This window comes from Haloferula sp. BvORR071 (genome assembly GCF_000739615.1).
GTDB lineage: Bacteria > Verrucomicrobiota > Verrucomicrobiia > Verrucomicrobiales > Akkermansiaceae > Haloferula.
Genome location: NZ_BATP01000025.1, coordinates 104,363 through 121,510, shown reverse-complemented (window position 1 = coordinate 121,510; position 17,148 = coordinate 104,363). Strand labels below are relative to the sequence as shown.

12 protein-coding genes are annotated in these 17,148 nt (G+C 64.0%); all 12 read left to right on the top strand.

The window, feature by feature from the left end:
• Window positions 1–38 precede the first annotated feature (38 nt).
• The 12 genes from BV071_RS14365 (at window position 39) to BV071_RS14310 (ending at window position 17,147) form a co-directional block, all read left to right on the top strand.
• Window positions 39–1,820: an L-fucose isomerase gene (locus BV071_RS14365; protein WP_035608302.1), complete on the top strand. Its 1,782-nt coding sequence runs from the start codon at window positions 39–41 to the stop codon at window positions 1,818–1,820.
• Window positions 1,821–2,053: 233 nt separating this feature from the next.
• Entirely contained in the window at window positions 2,054–3,031 is a 978-nt protein-coding gene (locus BV071_RS14360) for a substrate-binding domain-containing protein (protein ID WP_035608300.1), read from the top strand.
• A 139-nt stretch (window positions 3,032–3,170) separates the two neighbouring features.
• The gene (locus BV071_RS14355) at window positions 3,171–4,691 is read left to right on the top strand and encodes a sugar ABC transporter ATP-binding protein (RefSeq protein WP_035608298.1); all 1,521 of its coding nucleotides are present in this window, start codon (window positions 3,171–3,173) and stop codon (window positions 4,689–4,691) included.
• A 15-nt stretch (window positions 4,692–4,706) separates the two neighbouring features.
• Window positions 4,707–5,639, top strand: coding sequence for an ABC transporter permease (locus BV071_RS14350; protein WP_035608295.1), 933 nt, complete (start codon window positions 4,707–4,709; stop codon window positions 5,637–5,639).
• Between the two features lie 45 nt (window positions 5,640–5,684).
• Entirely contained in the window at window positions 5,685–7,739 is a 2,055-nt protein-coding gene (locus BV071_RS14345; RefSeq protein ID WP_035608293.1) for a hypothetical protein, read from the top strand.
• Entirely contained in the window at window positions 7,736–8,752 is a 1,017-nt protein-coding gene (locus BV071_RS14340; RefSeq protein WP_035608291.1) for a hypothetical protein, read from the top strand. The genes BV071_RS14345 and BV071_RS14340 overlap by 4 nt, the downstream gene beginning before the upstream one ends.
• Window positions 8,695–9,285 carry a hypothetical protein gene (locus tag BV071_RS14335; protein ID WP_035608289.1) on the top strand — a complete coding sequence of 197 codons (591 nt, stop codon included), beginning with the start codon at window positions 8,695–8,697 and terminating at the stop codon, window positions 9,283–9,285. The genes BV071_RS14340 and BV071_RS14335 overlap by 58 nt, the downstream gene beginning before the upstream one ends.
• 172 nt (window positions 9,286–9,457) lie before the next feature.
• Window positions 9,458–11,404 carry a hypothetical protein gene (locus BV071_RS14330; protein WP_035608286.1) on the top strand — a complete coding sequence of 649 codons (1,947 nt, stop codon included), beginning with the start codon at window positions 9,458–9,460 and terminating at the stop codon, window positions 11,402–11,404.
• On the top strand, window positions 11,401–12,990 hold the full coding sequence (locus tag BV071_RS14325; RefSeq protein WP_035608284.1) for a hypothetical protein: 1,590 nt from the start codon (window positions 11,401–11,403) through the stop codon (window positions 12,988–12,990). The genes BV071_RS14330 and BV071_RS14325 overlap by 4 nt, the downstream gene beginning before the upstream one ends.
• 57 nt (window positions 12,991–13,047) lie before the next feature.
• Window positions 13,048–13,410 (top strand): lysozyme inhibitor LprI family protein, encoded by a 363-nt coding sequence (locus tag BV071_RS14320; RefSeq protein WP_035608426.1) that lies wholly within the window; start codon window positions 13,048–13,050, stop codon window positions 13,408–13,410.
• A 123-nt stretch (window positions 13,411–13,533) separates the two neighbouring features.
• On the top strand, window positions 13,534–15,561 hold the full coding sequence (locus tag BV071_RS14315) for a hypothetical protein (RefSeq protein WP_265594442.1): 2,028 nt from the start codon (window positions 13,534–13,536) through the stop codon (window positions 15,559–15,561).
• Window positions 15,558–17,147 (top strand): hypothetical protein, encoded by a 1,590-nt coding sequence (locus BV071_RS14310; protein ID WP_035608279.1) that lies wholly within the window; start codon window positions 15,558–15,560, stop codon window positions 17,145–17,147. Before BV071_RS14315 ends, BV071_RS14310 begins: the two co-directional genes overlap by 4 nt.
• The last annotated feature ends 1 nt before the right edge of the window (window position 17,148 follow it).

Genomic DNA, 17,148 nt, shown 5'->3' with positions numbered 1-17,148 from the left:
GAGTGACAAGTGCGCTTCCGTTCCACTATTTCCGGAGCATGAACCCTGCGCCCTATCCCAAGGTGGGCATTCGCCCGGCGATCGATGGTCGTCTCGGCGGCGTCCGCGAATCGCTTGAAGAACGCACCATGCAACAGGCCCGTGCTGTGGCCGAGTTGATCGCCCGCGAGCTGCGCTATCCCGATGGCAGCCCGGTGGAGTCCGTGATCTCGGACAGCTGCATCGGCGGGGTGAAGGAAGCGGCGGCCTGCGCGGACAAATTCCGGCGTGAGAACGTGGGCGTATCCCTGACAGTGACGCCTTGCTGGTGCTACGGCTCGGAGACCATGGACATGGATCCGCATCTGCCGAAGGCGGTGTGGGGCTTTAATGGCACCGAGCGGCCAGGCGCGGTTTACCTCGCGGCGGTGCTCGCGGGCCATGCGCAGAAGGGCCTGCCGGCCTTCGGAATCTACGGCCAGGATGTGCAGGCGGCGACCGATACGGAGATCCCGGATGATGTGCGCGGCAAGCTCCTCGATTTCATCCGCTGCGGCCTGGCGGTCGCGCTGATGCGCGGCAAGAGCTACCTCTCGATGGGTGGCACCTCGATGGGGATTGCCGGCTCGGTGGTGGATCCCGCGATGTGGGAGAAGTGGCTCGGCATGCGGGTCGAGGCGGTCGACATGAGCGAATTCGCCGGGCGCATGCGCAAGGGCTGGTACGACCAAGAGGAGTATGCGAAGGCGCTCGCCTGGGTGAAGGCCAACTGCCCGGAGGGCAAGGACTACAACTCGCCGGAGACCACGCGCAGCCGCGAGCAGATCGATTCCGAGTGGGAGGACAGCGTGAAGATGGCTCTGATTGCCCGCGACCTGATGGCGGGGAATCCGAAGCTGGCAGCAATGGGTCTCGGTGAGCAGGCCCAAGGCCACAATGCGATCGCCGCGGGCTTCCAGGGCCAGCGACAGTGGACTGACCACTTCCCGAACGGTGACTTCATGGAGGCGATCCTGAATTCCTCCTTCGACTGGAATGGCAAGCGCGCGCCCTACATTCTGGCGACAGAGAACGATGCTTTGAACGGTGCGGGCATGCTCTTCGGCTCGCTGCTCACCCATACCGCGCAGATCTTCGCGGACCTGCGGACCTACTGGAGTGGAGCGGCCATCGAGCGTGCAAGCGGCAAGTCCTTCAGTCATCCGTTGGTGGCGGATGGGATCCTGCACCTGATCAATTCCGGCCCGGCGGCGCTGGATGGCACCGGTCAGCAGGAAGTTGATGGTGTTCCCGCGATGAAGCCCTTCTGGGATATCAGCGAGGCGGAGGTGGAGAAGTGCCTGAAGGCCACCACCTGGCATCCCTCGATCACCGAATACTTCCCCGGCGGTGGCCTGAGCACGCGCTTCCGCACCCGCGGCGGCATGCCGGCCACGATGATCCGGCTCAATCTCGTCGATGGTCTCGGCCCCGCGCTGCAGATCGCCGAGGGCCACACCATCGACCTGCCGGAGGATGTGCATGACGCGCTCGACCAGCGGACGAATCCGACTTGGCCGACCACTTGGTTTGCCCCGATCCTGACCGGCAAGGGAGCCTTCCGCAGCGCCTACGAGGTGATGAACCACTGGGGTGCGAATCATTGTGTCATGAGCCACGGCCACATCGGCCACCTCTACATCACGCTGGCGGCGATGCTCCGGATCCCGGTTTATATGCACAATGTCAGCGAGGAGCGGGTTTTCCGCCCGGCGGCATGGCGGGCTTTCGGGACCGCGGATCTGGAAGGAGCGGATTTCCGGGCCTGCGCGAACTACGGCCCGCTTTACGGGAGGGCTTGAGTTTTGAAGCCGCGAATGGACGCGAATTTTGAGATGAAGAGAGAAAGGACTACCCGAAGGGGTACCGCGTCCCCGCAAAAGGGGCTTTTCATTCGCGCCCATTGGCGTCCATTCGCGGTTTAAATCTGTTTATGGCTGCCTCCTGACACAGCCGAGAGTTTCCGGCCGGGTCACCCGTATGCGTGACTTTCCGGAATCCATTGCCCAAGTTTCGGATAGATCGATAACCCAAGATGAAATCCACCACGCTTTTCGCCCTCACCGCGGCCGCCCTGTTAGCCGGTTGCAACAATGACAAATCCGGAGGCGGCTCTGGCCAAACCCGCATCGCCGTGATCCCGAAGGGGACCACCCACATCTTCTGGAAGTCCGTGGAAGCGGGCGCGCAGAAGGCTGCCACCGAACTCGGCGTGAAGGTCACCTTCATCGGGCCGCAGAAGGAGGACGACCGCAGCCAGCAGATCGACCTGGTGAAGAACCAGGCGCTGCAGAACGACGCGATTGTCGTCGCGCCGCTCGATGCGGTTGCGCTGCGCGATGTGGTGAAGGAAGTATCGGCGAAGAAGCCGGTGGTGATCATTGACTCCTCACTGGCCGATAGCGCGGACTTCATTTCGAGCTACGTGGCGACCGACAACCGCGAGGGCGGGAAGATCGCTGCCAAGGCGCTGGCCGAAAGCTTGGGCAAGAAGGGCAAAGTCGCCGTGCTGCGCTATGCGCAGGGCAGTGCCTCCACCGAGCAGCGCGAGGAAGGCTTCCTGAAGGAGATCGCGAACTATCCGGACATCGAGGTGGTAAGCTCCGAGCAGTATGCGGGTGCCACCGCCAGCCAGGCCCAGGACACCGCGACCAACCTGCTGACCCGCCTCACCTCGGGTGACAGCCTGACGGTGCAGGGGATCTTCGCCAGCAACCAGACCAGCACCTACGGGATGCTCCAGGCGCTGCGCGGCAAGAACCAGGCCGGCAAGGTCAAGTTCGTCGGCTTCGACTGCGATGCGACTTTCATCGATGCGCTGAAGAAGGGCGAGATGCAGGGCAGCGTGCTGCAGGATCCCGTGAACATGGGCTACCTCGGCGTGAAGACCGCGGTGGCGAAGCTCAAGGGCGAGAAGGTGGAGCCGGTGATCGATACCGGGGCGACTCTGATCACGGCGGCGAATCTGGAAGATGCGAAGGTGGCTGCGCTGATCAAGACGCAGGTTCCTTGAAGACAAAGGAAGGCACCACGAATCTTTCGAATCTTACGAATGAAGAAGGGCCTCGCGGGGAGCAAAACCTACTCGATGCCTTCTGTTTGGGATTCGTTGGATTGGTGTGATTCGTGGTGCCTATCAATTTGAACCGCTGATGTCCGATACTCCTCCACGCTTGGTAATGCGGGGCATCCGCAAGACCTTCGGGCCGACCATCGCGCTCGGCCGGGTGGACCTTGAGGTCTTGCCGGGGGAGGTGCATGCGCTGGTCGGTGAGAATGGTGCGGGCAAGAGCACGCTGATGAAGGTGCTCTCCGGTGCTCATGCGCCGGATGCGGGCGAGATGAGCTTCGATGGCCAAGTCTACCAGCCACGGCATCCGCTCGATGCGCGGGCGCGCGGGGTGGGGATGATCTATCAGGAGCTCTCGATCGCGCCGCACCTGACGGTGGAGGAGAACATCGTGCTCGGGATGGAGCCGCGGAAGGGCCCCTTTGTGGATCGCAAGATGATGCGGGCGCGGGCGCTTGAGGCACTGGCGCATTTCGATCATCCCGAGATCCGCCCGGAGGTGAAGGCGGGCAAGCTGTCGGTCTCGGCGCAGCAATTGGTGGAGATCGGCCGCTCGCTGGCGATGGGTTGCAAGCTGCTGGTCTTCGACGAGCCGACTTCCTCGCTGGCGCAGAAGGATATCGAGCGCTTGTTCCAACTCATCGACCGCCTGAAGGGGCAGGGGATTTCGATCATCTACATCTCGCACTTCCTGGAGGAGGTGAAGCGTCTCGCTTCGCGCCTGACCGTGTTGCGCGATGGCTCGGTGGTGGGGACCCGGGATGTGGCCACGACCGCACCCGAGGAGATCGTCTCGATGATGGTCGGCCGCGATGTAGAGGATCTCTATCCGCGCAGTGAACGCACGCCGGGTGACGCCTTGTTAGAAATTTCCGGACTCGCGGGGCAGAAGAAGCCTGCCGATGCCAGCATGACACTGCGCCGCGGCGAAGTGGTGGGCATTGCCGGCCTGATCGGCTCCGGGCGCACCGAATTCCTGCGCGCCTTGTTCGGCCTGGATGCGGTGAAGTCCGGCTCGGTGAAGATCAGTGGTGCTGCCGGCGGCGAGCACTCGAAGCCGCGCAAGCGCTGGAAGCAGGGCGTCGGCATGCTCAGCGAGAACCGCAAGGAGGAGGGCCTCGCGCTGAATCTCTCGATCGCGGACAATGTGACGTTGCCTTGCTTGGATCGCTTCGGCAAGGTGGGCACCGTTTTCCCTTCCCGGCAGAAGCAGGCAACCGCTCGCTGGATCGAGCGCCTCGGCATCAAGTGCCAGGGCCCCGCGCAGGCAATCGGCGCGCTGTCCGGCGGCAACCAGCAGAAGGCAGCTTTTGCGCGCCTCTTGGAATACGACGTCGACGTGCTGCTGTTAGATGAGCCGACCCGCGGCATCGACATCGCGGCGAAGGCGCGGATCTACGAAGCGATCAATGAAGTCGTCACCGATGCCAAGCGGCCGCGTGCGGTGGTGATCATTTCTAGTTATCTGCCCGAGCTCTTCGGCGTTTGTGACCGCATCGCGGTGATGAGCCAGGGCCGCCTGACCCGCGCCGTGGCGGTGGAGAAGCTGACGCCGCATGACGTGATGCTGGTGGCCACCGGCAAGGCCGTCGACCTCCCCTGATCTTCCCTCTCTCCCATGCGCCTGAAATCGCTCCTCACCATCCTCGGTCCCTTTGTCGCGCTGCTGCTGATCTACGGTATCTTCGGGGCCTTCAATTCCGCCATGTTCCATGCGGAGGTGATGCGCGATATCCTCACGCAGACGGTGATCGTGGGCATCGCGGCGATTGGCATGACGCTGATCATTGTATCCGGTGGTATCGATCTTTCCGCGGGCTCGGTGGTGGCGCTGTGCAGCGTGGTCGCGGCCATGCTGGTGAAGCACAACTATCCGCCCGCGCTGGTCTTCGTCGGAACGCTCGCTTTCGGCGGCTTCTGCGGACTGGTGAATGGCGGCCTGACAACGGGGCTGAAGCAACTGCCTTTCATCATCACGCTTGGCACCATGCAGATCTTCCGTGGCGCGGCGAAGGTTGGGGCGGAGGGATCGCCGGTGAACCTGCCCTTCAACGTGACCGCCTATAAGCCGTGGATGGGTGGGGCGGGAATCCCTTGGGGCGTCGGGATGATGATCGCGCTGGTGATTCTCTTCACCCTGGTGCTGCGCTCCACGCGCTTCGGCCGGCATGTCTTTGCGGTCGGCTCGAATGAAAACACCGCCACGCTCTGCGGTGTGAATGTGCCACTGACCAAGCTGCTGGTTTACATCATCGGTGGTGTCTGCGCGGCGCTCTCCGGCATCATGCTGATGGCGAAGTCCTCGCAGGGTGATCCCACCACGGCGGTGGGTCTGGAGCTCGATGTCATCGCGTCCGTGGTGATCGGCGGTGCCAGCCTCTCGGGCGGTGAAGGCACGGTGCTCGGTGCGCTGATCGGTGCGCTGCTGATGACCACCATCCGCATGGGCTGCAATTTGAACGGCATTCCGACGCCCTGGACGGAGATCATTACCGGCGTAATCATCATCGTCGCCGTGATCATCGACCGCCTGCGTCACCGGAAAGCCTGAGCGAAGCGACAAGCTTGACTCGCGGCGGCTTTGATATGGCATCGCATGATGCCGGAGTGGAAAAGTTATGCCCTTTTGGCCGCCGGAGCGGTGGCGGCCTTTGCGGCGGGCCGGATGACCCGTGGTCCGGGTGGTGATCCGGTATCGGGGGTTGAGCCCCAAGGGAATGCCGGGGCGGCGAAACCCGTATCCGGGGGGCCGGCTAGCGAGCTGGGTGGGGTCGCGATGGTGCGCCGGCTGGAAAGCGCCAGCTTGGCGGAATGCGAGGAGTTTTTGGGAGGCCGCAGACTGCGCGATCTCGAGCCGTTGGCGGGGGAGGCCCTCTTGCAACGACTCTCCGAAGTGGCTCCGGAGCGGCTGGCAGATCTGCTGATGGACGTAAAGGGCGGCGGCAGCGTCTTCGCTTCCTGGCAGCGCTGGATCTTCTGGCTGGGCAGGGAGCATCCCGAGCTGCTCGACGCGAAATTGGCGGACGCGAGTCTTTCTCCGGCGCTGCGCGATGCATTGGAGAATGCGATTTTGATCGGGAGAACCCGTTTCCCGGATTCCCCGGCCGACCTGGCCAAGGCTCTTGCTGAACAAGGCGAGGCTGCGAGGGGGGCTCTCATTCAGCTCTCGGAGAGCGATCCCGATCAGGCGATCCACTATCTTGCCGAGTTTCTCAAGGAGGGAGGCAGTGCCTGGCGCTCCGTTTCCCTGGGGACCGGGTTCTATCTCCGCCTGGCCCGCGCCAATCCGGCGGCCATGCAGGCGCTGCTGCCGCTGATGCGTTCGGTGGAGGAGCAAATGCAGGCGTCCACTGCCCTGGCGAAGGTCTTGGCGGGTGACGATCCGGCGCTGGCGGTGGCCTTTTATCAATCGATGTCGCCCTCGCGGGCGCGCAGCACGGCAGCGATCGAGATCGCAGATGCTTGGGCCAAGCGCGATCCGGCGGCGGCACTGGCATGGGTGCAGGCGACGCTGCCAGAGGGTGCTGCCAAGCGTGCGGCGCTCGCGCTGTACCTGGCACCGATTGCGGAGAGCGATCCGCTGAAGGTCCTGGCACTGCTGCCGCGGGCGAGGGAGCTGGGTTCGGGAAGCACCTTTGCCTATTACATGACCGGCAGTGGTTCCCAAGGGGTCGGTGGCGGTAGTGATCATGCTCCCCCGAACTCGGTCCGTGACCGCGCGCTGCTGGCCCTGATGGCGAGCCAGCCGGATGCGGCCCTGGAGCTGGTTCGCAGCAACGCGAAGGTCGAGTATGGTCGCCAGACCGATTGGGGCACGCTGGCCAAGGGTGCGGCGCAGTGGCTTGGCAGGGATCCTGCGGCGGCGATCCGCTGGATCGCGGCGGCCCAAGGAGAGGAAGCCGTGGCCTTGGGCGGTTCCTCCGGATTCACCCGCGCACTGGCCGACTTGGATATCCAAACGATCGCCCAAGCAGCGGGCAGCTTGAGCTCGGTGAGCAATCCGGAGGTGGCCGCGCGGCTCGCCGGGAGCTTCGCCTCATCGATGGCCTTGAGTGATCCCGCCTTGGCCTTTCGCGAAGTGGAGAAACTTCCCGATGCCCTCCAGCAGCCTTGGCTGAATGCAGCGATATCGAAATGCCTGGAGACGGATCCTGCGTTTGCCACGGCTGCCGCCAACCGGCTCACGGAAGCGCAGCGCCGCAAGCTGAGCGAGACGATCGCCAGCAAGGAGCAGGCTGACCGTGCCGTCACTTTCCTTCAGCAGATGCCTGCTGCCGAGCAGGACATCGCGCTCTATCAGCAGGCCTTGGAACGCTGGTCTCCCGGCGGCTTGGTGCAGGTCAATGACTGGTGGAGCCGCCTCACCGATCAGGATGGGGTCGCCCGCTCGGCCGCGCTTTCGATGATGTCGGGGCGGATCTACAGCAGCGATCCTGCCACCGGCCAGCGTCTGATCGGGGAGATCGGCCAGATACCCGATGAAGGTCTGCGCATGCAGGCCTTCCAGAATTTGATCACGGGGATGGCGAGCAAGGATCCGCAGGCGGCACAGGCGCTGGCGGCGCAACCGGGCATGGAACTGCCGGAGGCAGGACTCGGCAAAGCCCGGGCGAAGCTCCAGCGCTACCTGGAGGAACAGCAGCAGCGATGAAACGGAATCTTCTCATCGGGGCGATCGTGTTGCCGCTGGCATTTTTTGCCGGGCGGATCGGTGGCGGCTCTCCAGACTCAGTGCAAACTCCGGCCAAGACTGCTGCACCGACCAAGGCAGGAGACCGCACGGCGGAGTCGCGCCGTGGCGCGGGCAAGTCTGGATCGCCAGCATGGAGCATCCTTCGCCGGCGAGCCGGAATGTCGACCGATGAGTTGCTGGAGGATCTCTTCGTTGGAGGGGCAAACCAGTTCGATTCATGGCGGATCGACCAGATGCTGGCCACCGATCCGGAGCGGCTGTTCCGCGAGATTTACCGGCGCGCGGATGGCGGCATGCTGGCGGAGGTGACGCGGCGTTGGTGCACGACCGATCCTGAACGGGCGCTACCACTGCTCTTGGGCAAGAAGGAGCCTTTCGCGTGGAAAGGCCGCGACTTCTACGACCCGCGTCCGCCGGTGAGCTTCACCGCGATGGGTGCGCTGGACCCAGAGAAGGGCCTGGCGATGATCGACGCTCTGCCGGCATCCCAGCTCAGGGAAAGGGACTACTCGACTTTGCTTGAGGGGGTCGCCAGTGCGGAGCCGGGGAAGGCGCTCGATTGCTTCGAGAGGATTCTGGCGAAGGGCGAGCCGCCCGCGAACCAACTCGGGTGGATGGTGCAGCTTGTCGCGAGCGCCGATCCGCAGGCGGCCCTCAACTGGGCGAAGGGCCAGTATGATCCAGTCCCTGCGAAGCTGATGGCGAGCTTGCTGGAGGGCATGTCCAAGAACGATCCCGCCGGTTCCGCGAGCTTGTATGAAGAAACTTCGCCCAAGCCCGGAGGGAGCGCGCTTTATCAGATCCAAGTGCAGTTGGCGCGCAAGAGCAGCGATCTGGATGCCACCTGGCAGTGGGTGGAGCGGAACGTCGAGCCCGCGAATCTGGCCGGGGCAAAGGCCCAGGCACTGGTGGCTTGGGCGCGCAAGAATCCGGATGCGGCCATGGGACGGCTTCTGCCAATCCCGACCTGATCGCGAGTGACCGGAGTTACGAGCTCGCCAAGCTGGTGAAGACCAGCGGCCGGGGCGATGAACTGATGGGCCTTGCGCAGCAGATGCCAGAGGAGCAGGCGGCTTCCTTGAAGCGGGCGCTGCAGATCGTGGGTGCCGCCCCGCCCGAGCCTGATGCGCAGCCCTCTCACCAGCAGGTTCTTACCCTCATGTGGCAGAACCCGGAGAAAGCCGAGGCACAGTGGCAATCCTTCAGCGAGGAGCAGCGGGGACAAATGATTGAATTGATGAACAGTGATAGTGGCTTCCCGGTCGACCCTGCGTTCGTCCTCAAGCGCTTGGTCGAAGCCAAAGCGGATCTAGGCAAGGAGGGTGGGAGGAGGGCCCTCGGGCGGCTTTCCCTGTCAGATCCCCGGGCCGCGGCGCGTCTGGTGGAGGACATGCCTCCCGGCGAGAGCCGCGACAAGATGATCAAGGCGCTCCGCGAGAACTGGGCAGTGGACGATGAAGCCGCCGCTACCGAGTGGGGCGAGCGGGTGGCGCCCAAGAGCTAGCCGAGGAATCGGGCCCGCCGTCTTGACTTCCGGCGGGAATGAGATGGCATGGCATGATAACACAGTGATTCGTTGGAAAAGTCATGCTTTGCTCGCGGCTGGGGCTGCGGCGTCTTTCTTCGGGGCTCGCGCCCTGTCCAGATCCGCTCCTCTTGCGGGAGGTGCCGGGGCTGTGTCGGCAGCGGCAGGGAAGGGAGCTGCCGCGTCCAAGCCGCTCCCGGATGACCCGGCGGCAGCGGTCGCGTGGGCGCAGGCCGCCAGTCTAACAGACTGCGAGGCGCTGCTAGCCGCGCACAAGCTGGAGGACCTCGATCCCTTGCTCCGCGAGGCCTTGTTCCTGCGGCTGGCGGAATTGAGCCCTGCGCGCCTCTTGGAGCTGCTTCTCGGGTCCTCGCCCTCGCGAATCGCGAGTTGGGAGACTTGGATGAAGTGGCTGGCTCTGGCTCATCCGGAGCTGTTAGAGAAGAAGCTGGCGGATGGGGCCCTCTCCGGCCCGCTCAAGGAGATCCTTATAGCGTCGCTGCAAACGGCCGAATCCGAGAAGCGCAAGGATCCGCGGAAGATCCTCGAAGCCGCGCTGGAGAAAGGCGAGGACCGGCAGGTCCTCTCTGCCCTCCACAAGCTGTCCGAGACGGATCCGCATCTCGCGCTGGACTATCTGGAGCTGCTCATGAAGGGCGGGCAGTTGCCGGTGCTCCTGGATGGTCCGGCCTTTCTCGCGAAAATGGCAGAGGCGGATCCGGCCCGGGTGCAGGCCCTGATCGGCAAGGCCAACTCGCCTGAGTCGAGCATGGCGATCGCATCCGTGCTCGCGCGGACTTTGGCGAAGGATGATCCCGCGGCGGCGGTGGCGCTCTACGATTCGCTGCCTGCTTCTCGCAGCCGTAGCATGGTGGCCCTGGAGTTGGTCTCGGCGTGGTCGCGGAAGGATCCGAATGCGGCGCTCGCATGGATTGAGAAGAGTTTGCCGGAGGGGGCGGTGCGGCGCTCGGCCCTGGCGCTTGCGCTGGCGCCCTTTGCCACCAGTGATCCGAAGCGGGTGCTGGCTCTGCTGGGAGCCAGAACTGACGGCGAGTATGATCAAGTCTACTTCAACTCCTATCAGACAAAGTTCGGCGGGATGGGATTCGGCGAAGGTGGGGTGGGCAATAACAATCCCGACGCTCTCAGGGAGCGGGCACTGATCGCTCTTGTGGACTCCGATCCCCGCGCGGCTTTCGCGATCCTTGATCAAGGCATCGCCGCGATTTCCCAAGACCAACCGAGGTCCGTGATCGAGATGAGCGAACTGGCAGCCAAGGCCGCGGGGGCATGGCTCAAGAATGATCCAGCTGCGGCCATTGCGTGGCTGAGTTCCCAGACGGCTGAAACTTGCCAGGCCATCCTAGGGCGGCTATCGGGGCCTCTCCATGACTTGTCCCCTGAGCGAGCGAGAGAGGGGCTCGCCGCCCTCGATCGTTTCAAGGACCCTTATCTTGCCCGCAATTTCGTGCGAGCGATGGCGCCGGCACTCACCAGGGCCGATCCAGCAGCGGCCTTCGATATCGCTGAAACGCTTCCCCAAGAGCTGCGCGCGGCTTGGACGGGAGCGGTGATCAATCAGATGATGATCACGGATCCCGCGGCCGCGGCGAAAGAGGTCGGGCGTCTGCCGGAGAAAGAGTGGCCCAACGCCAACGCCACGATTGCCAGGCAGATGGCTGACAAGTCGCCACAGGATGCCGTTGCCTTCCTCGATAATTTGCCTGCCAACGCCAAGAACTCGACGGTCTATAAGGATGTTTTCAGGTCTTGGCTGGAGAGCCAGCCTGACAATGCAATGGCGTGGTGGCAGAACCTGCCGCCGGGTGAGTCCAAGGCCCGCAGCGGAAGCCTGCCACTTGTCGTCGGCCGGCTCTATCAGGCCGACCCTTCCACTGCTCCACAGATCGTCGGCATGATCCTGGCCGTGCCGAGCGAGCAATATCGCATGGAGGCGACAAGCAACCTGGCCGCGAGCATCGCGAAGACCTCGCCCGAGGCTGCGTACGAGATGATCGCCAATCCGGAGCTGAAGCTGTCCGCCTCGAATCTGGAATACCTGAAGCAGCGGATTGAGAGCGTCAGCACGAAGCCATGAAGCGCGACCTCTACATTGCTGCCATTCTCTTGCCACTGGCCGCCCTGGCGGGATGGAAGACTTCATCTCCTGGACCTGCAGGGAGTGAGGCGATGGCCCCTCCTCAGAAGGAAACAGCAGCGGCCCCCACCAAGGCATCCACCCGTGAAGAGCGGATCAAGCGTCCATTGGCTCCACCCCGGACATGGAAGGCACTCAAGGAGCGGGCCCATGCCAGCCCGGCGGAATTGCAGGCGGAGCTTGTCACATTGGTGAATGGCGGTGCGCAAGCGGTGTTCAATGGTGAGCAGGCTTGGCTGCTCCAGCATCTGCTGAAGGTCGATCCCGCCGGAACCCTGCGTGAGGTCCGCGACCACTGTCGGGACTTCCAGTCCGACAACGTGACCTTGTATTGGTGCCTCTGGGATCCGGAGGGCGCATTGACCGCGCTGCTCGCGGCCAAGCCGCTTGTCGGCAAGGCTTCTAACGGCGGAAGCATGGGCGGACCCTTGAGCTTCACGGGGATGGGCCGACTGGCTCCGGAGAAGGGGCTGAAGATGATCCTCGATCTGCCGCCGGAGCAGCGCAGCGCCGGTTTCTTTGCCAGCCTGCTTGGCGGGATCGCGGCCGACCATCCGGAGCAAGCGGCCGCCTACTTCGAGCGCATCGTCGCCGATGGCAAGATTCCCGAGTCCAATCTCTCTACTGTGCTCGGAGCCTTGGCGGCGGCGGATCCCGCGCGCGCGACCGATTGGGCGGAGCAACACTTCGGAACGCTGCCGGACAAGGTAGCGCACGAGCTCGTGAAGGGCATGGCCAAGACGGATCCGGAAAGGGCGGAAAAGATCTATCAGGGGATGATGTCCGGCGACGCGGATGACCGTCGTGAACCGGCCTACTGGATTTCCCAAGCACTTACCGATCGCGGCATCGACGCGAGCTACAAGTGGATCGAAGACAACGCGCCTCCGGGAAAAGTAGAGGAGCTCAAGGGAAATGCCTGGAGCATGTGGGCATGGCATCACAAGGACGAAGCGATCGAGCGGATCCTCAAACAACCCGAACTGCTGGGCGAAGCGCGGGGCGGGGAGACGCTAGGCATCGTTCAGTCGCTGGGGCGCGAGGCGGACTTGATCGCCGTGGTGGATGCCCTTCCCGCGGATCAAGCGACCAAGCTCCGGGAACTCCTGACTGCCAACGGCCTGCTGGCACCGGATCCTGAGGTTGATCCGACCACATCTTTCCTATGGCTCAAGCGTCTGGGCAAGGATCCCGCGGCGGCTGGCGAAATCCTGAAGTCGATGACTGAAGATCAGCGTGAAGAATTGGCCAGCACGGTGAACGGCGACAATTTCGCCGCTGGCGACGATCCTCGCCTGATGCTCAAGATTGTGGGCGCTTCGAAAGATGGGATCGATCGCAAGGGAGGCCACAAGGGCCTCGCCCGCTTGACTCTACTTGATTCCGCGGAAGCCGTGCGGATGGTGGAAGCGATGCCGCCCGGCGAAGCGCGGAGCAATGCCGTCGATAGCGTCTGGCGAAATTGGAAGGTGGACGACTCGACCTCGGCAACGGCTTGGAAAGAAAAGATGCTCGGCGGGAAGTGACTCCGCCGCAGGCATGGCCCGTCTTGCATGTCCGCCACCTTCCGCCATGATCGGTGCATGAGCATCCGCCCCCTCTTCTTCTCGACCCTGCTGCTTGCCGGCACGATCGCGCCTTCCTCCGCCCAGACGCAGCAGGAGATGAATGCCGAAGCCGTGGCCGCGTTCACCAAGGCCGACAAGGAACTCAACGAGGTCTATGCCAAGGTCCTCGATGTGCTGGACGACGAGGCGAAGGAAAAGCTCAAGCGCTCGCAGCGAGCCTGGGTGCTCTTCCGTGATTCCGAAGCCGACTTCCGGGCCGATGCCGAAGCGCGCGGCGGCAGCATGTGGCCACTTGTCCATGAGGGCATCCGCGCCAGCCTGACCCAGGAGCGTGTGAAGGCGCTCAAGCAATACCTGATCGAGGACAAGGAGAAGTAGAGGTCCCGCGATCCGGGCCAGCATGCATGGCATGGCGGGCCTCAATTGCATTTGACCTCTTTTTTACACGGGTTTTTTGATCGGCGCTTGACGCTGCTGCTCCATCGCAGCGCATGTTATCTCATGCTTCGCTGGAGACATGCCTTGCTCGCGGCCACTCTGCCGGGCGCCTTCTTTGCTGGCAGGGCGGTGTTCTCCGGGGCTCCTGTGAAGCACGATGCCACCGCACCCGTGGCGGTACTTGGCCGGGCTTCGGCCGCCGCCATGGCTGCCAGCAGTGACGTGGCCGCTACGGTGAGATGGCTGGAAGGCGCGAGCCTTGCCGAGTGCGAGGCCCTCCTCGCCGGGCGAAGCTTGGACAAGCTGCCGGTCATGCTCCGCGAGGCTCTGCTACTACGCCTGGCGGAGATCGATCCGGCCACTCTCGCCCGGTTGATCTTCGAGTTGCCCGGCGGTGGCGACGGTATCTCCACCTCGCGCCGCTGGTTGGGCTGGCTGGCCCGCCAGCGACCGGAGCTTCTGCAAGCGCGGATCGACGATCCCTCCGTGCCGATCCCACAGCAGGAAGTCCTACGCGAGCTGCTCGCTCACGTCGACAGCTCTGCATTGCCTACGGTCGAGCCGGTGCCGGTCCTGGAGCAGTGGCTGGCGGGCGGGAAGGATGGCGGCGTCTATGCGGCGATCGCGCAGCTCGCGAAGTCGGACCCCGAATTGGCGATTCGCTATCTCTCGCAAATCCTCGCTTCGGGTAAGTCTGGCATCGGCGATCTATCGCGGCTGGTTCCCGGGCTGGTAGTTGCCAATCCGGCGGCGATGCAGGCGCTGCTGCCCTCAGTCCGCACTCCCGAGCTGCGCAATGCCATCGCTTCCACTTTAGCCAAGGTGCTGGTCCGGGACGATCCCACGCTCGCGATGGCGCTCTACGATTCCCTGCCGCCCTCGCGGGCCCGCAGTATGGTCGCGATCGAGATCGCCGCGGGGTGGGCGCAGCGCGATCCGGCGGCGGCCTTGGAGTGGGTTCAAGCGAAGTTGCCGGACGGCGCGGCCAAGCAGGCGGCGCTGCAGCTTGTCCTGATGCCCATCGCCGAGAGCGATCCGCGCAAGGTTATCTCCCTGCTCGCCGCGGGAAACAGCGGGATGGAGTCCATGGGCATGCAAGGATATCAATTCGGCAGGACCTTCCCGGGCCGGACCGCGGTGCTCGAGAAAGCGGCCATGGCGTTGCTTGAAGAAGCTCCGCAGGAAGGGATGCAGATGCTGCATGACCTCAGCCCGCCGAACCAAAGTTCGATGGCGGACAGCACGCTGCTGATCTCCAAGGCGGCCGGGACCTGGCTGGCGAAGGATCCCGAGGCTGCCATGGGCTGGCTGCTCTCGCTGCCCGCCCAAGAATACGGATTCCTCTCGGTGGTCGGTCCCTTCCAAGAGGCGCTGCGCGGCATGTCACCGGAGGCTGCGGCCCGTGCGGCCAAGATGCTTGGCGGTCTCAAGGATGAAAACTTCGCGACCAACCTGACCAATTTCATCTCGGCGTCGCTGGCGGCTGCCGATCCGGCCGCCGCCATGAGCATTGCGGACGGGCTTCCCGACCAACTGCGCACCCGTTGGTTGGTATCGGCGATCCGGCAACAGGCGCTGGCCGATCCCGCCGCTGCGAGCAAGGAAGTCCAACGCTTGCCCGAGGCTTGGCGTCCGCAGGCCCACGGCGACATCGCCGGCAGCATGGCCAACTCCTCGCCGCAGGCAGCCATGGCCTATCTGGCAGCGGTGCCGCCCGCCGAGGTGAATCCCAATCTCTATCAACAGGTACTCACTCCGTGGGCAGAGGAGTCGTGGAATGAGGTGCGCGAGTGGTGGCAGGGCCTCGGGCCGGAGGATGAAGTCGCGCGGGCCGGTGCGCTGCGGGTTCTCGCCGGGAAGTTCTATGCGGAGGATCCCGCCAGCGCGCCTGACCTGATCGCGGGCATCCTCGCGATTCAAAATCAGGACACCCGCATAGACAGCCTCGTCGAATTGCTCTCCGAGATGGCGAAGCGGGATCCGGCTGCCGCGCTCGCCTTGGTGGACGATCCCCGCATGCAGGTGCCCTCGTGGCGAAAGGACACCGTGAGAGGTGGGGTCCAGGAAGTCATCAATCAGGCCCAGCAATGAAGAAGGAGATCATCATTGTAGCCGGTTCGCTGGTCCTGGCCTTTCTTGCCGGTGGGCTGAGCTCGGGCTCGCGCGATTCCCGCTCCCCCGCCGCGGCGCCGCAAATCCCTGCCAAAGCCACGGTCCGCTCCGAGCCGGAGAAAAGGCAGCGCGCAGCCTCAGCTCCCGAAAGCTGGGCCACCTTGCGCAGGCATGCAGGCATGAAACAGCAGGCCCTGCTCGACGAGTGGATGGCGACCGGGAGTGGCGGACTCGACTGCGATTGGCTGGGCGAGCATCTGCTGCGCACGGACCCCGAAGCCATCTTCCGGGAGCTCAATGCCAACGGGCTCGAGACGAAATACCTGGCCTCGACTTGGTGTGCCTGGGATCCGGAGCGGGCGCTTCCTCTCCTGATGGACGGCAAGCCGCCCTTCGCGATCAAGCGCGATTCTAACAGCTTCACCCGCAGTTCGCCGCTCTACTTCGGCGGCATTGGCCGCGAGAATCCCGAGCTTGGCTTGAAGTGGATGCTGGAGCGGCGAGGAGCGCTCGCTCGGTCGCAGCCGGGAGTCTTCATGGGGTCGGAGCCCTTCAACCAATTCCTGGCAGGCGTGGCGGCAAGCCATCCGGAGAAGGTCTTCGGCTTCTTCAAACAGATCGCCGATGCGCGCGCCGTGCCGGCCTCGCATCTGGCAACCATGCTGCCGTCCCTGGCCCAGAGCGATCCGACCAAGGCGCTGGCATGGGCGAAGCAACGTTACTCGACGCTTCCTCCCGGGGTTGCCGCGGGACTGGCACAGGGACTCGCGGAGCGCGATCTGGACGCCGCCATTCAGATGGTCCCGGAGATCAGCGACAAGAACCACGTCTACAATGCCGCCAGCCGGATCGCGAGCCGCATGGCCCGTGAAAATGGCAACCTCGATGAAAGCCTGGCTTGGATCGACGCCAATGTCCCCAAGAATCAAAGCTCACTCATCAAGGATACCGCGATGGCCGCGTGGATCCAAGGCCATCCTCAGGATGTCTTGAAGCGATTGGCCAGCGAGCCAGCATCGTCCACGAGCCGATTCTCCGACGCGGCGACCAGCTTCCTGCAAGCCAAGGCAAGGAGCGGCAAGTTGCCCGGCTTGATGGAGAACTTGTCTCCCGAAGAGGCGACTAGCTTGCGGCCCTTGCTCGGTGAGCAGGGCCCGCAGGAAGAAGGAGAGTCTGCGGATGCTGGAATCGTGAAGGCCGATGCCGTGCTCGCGCAGATGAAGAGCGCGCCGGAAGAAACGGAAGGCCTGTGGGATTCACTGCCGGAAGAGAAGCGGACGAAGCTGTTGAACGATCTTGCTCGGAACGACAACGCCTCCCGCGATCCCGAGCAGACCTTACGTTTCCTGTCGCGGTCTCCGGAGCGGCTTGCAGGGTCGTCGGCCCAATTCATTTGGGATCGTCTGATCCAGGTGGACCCTCAGGCGGCAGGGCGCTTGGCGGCTTCCTTGCCTGCGGCGTCGCGCAAGCCGGAGCTGGTCGCCCGCATCGTCAGCACCTGGTCGGCGGATGATTCCGTCGCCGCCCAAGCATGGCAAAAGGAGATGAGCGCCGCGGGTCAATAGA

Excerpts from the sequence above, each read along its gene's own strand:
- BV071_RS14360 (WP_035608300.1), top strand. The coding sequence starts at position 2,054 with ATGAAATCCACCACGCTTTTCGCCCTCACCGCGGCCGCCCTGTTAGCC.
- BV071_RS14350 (WP_035608295.1), top strand. The coding sequence starts at position 4,707 with ATGCGCCTGAAATCGCTCCTCACCATCCTCGGTCCCTTTGTCGCGCTG.
- BV071_RS14325 (WP_035608284.1), top strand. The coding sequence starts at position 11,401 with ATGAAGCGCGACCTCTACATTGCTGCCATTCTCTTGCCACTGGCCGCC.
- BV071_RS14365 (WP_035608302.1), top strand. The coding sequence starts at position 39 with ATGAACCCTGCGCCCTATCCCAAGGTGGGCATTCGCCCGGCGATCGAT.
- BV071_RS14345 (WP_035608293.1), top strand. The coding sequence starts at position 5,685 with ATGATGCCGGAGTGGAAAAGTTATGCCCTTTTGGCCGCCGGAGCGGTG.
- BV071_RS14355 (WP_035608298.1), top strand. The coding sequence starts at position 3,171 with ATGTCCGATACTCCTCCACGCTTGGTAATGCGGGGCATCCGCAAGACC.
- BV071_RS14320 (WP_035608426.1), top strand. The coding sequence starts at position 13,048 with ATGAGCATCCGCCCCCTCTTCTTCTCGACCCTGCTGCTTGCCGGCACG.
- BV071_RS14310 (WP_035608279.1), top strand. The coding sequence starts at position 15,558 with ATGAAGAAGGAGATCATCATTGTAGCCGGTTCGCTGGTCCTGGCCTTT.
- BV071_RS14315 (WP_265594442.1), top strand. The coding sequence starts at position 13,534 with ATGCTTCGCTGGAGACATGCCTTGCTCGCGGCCACTCTGCCGGGCGCC.
- BV071_RS14340 (WP_035608291.1), top strand. The coding sequence starts at position 7,736 with ATGAAACGGAATCTTCTCATCGGGGCGATCGTGTTGCCGCTGGCATTT.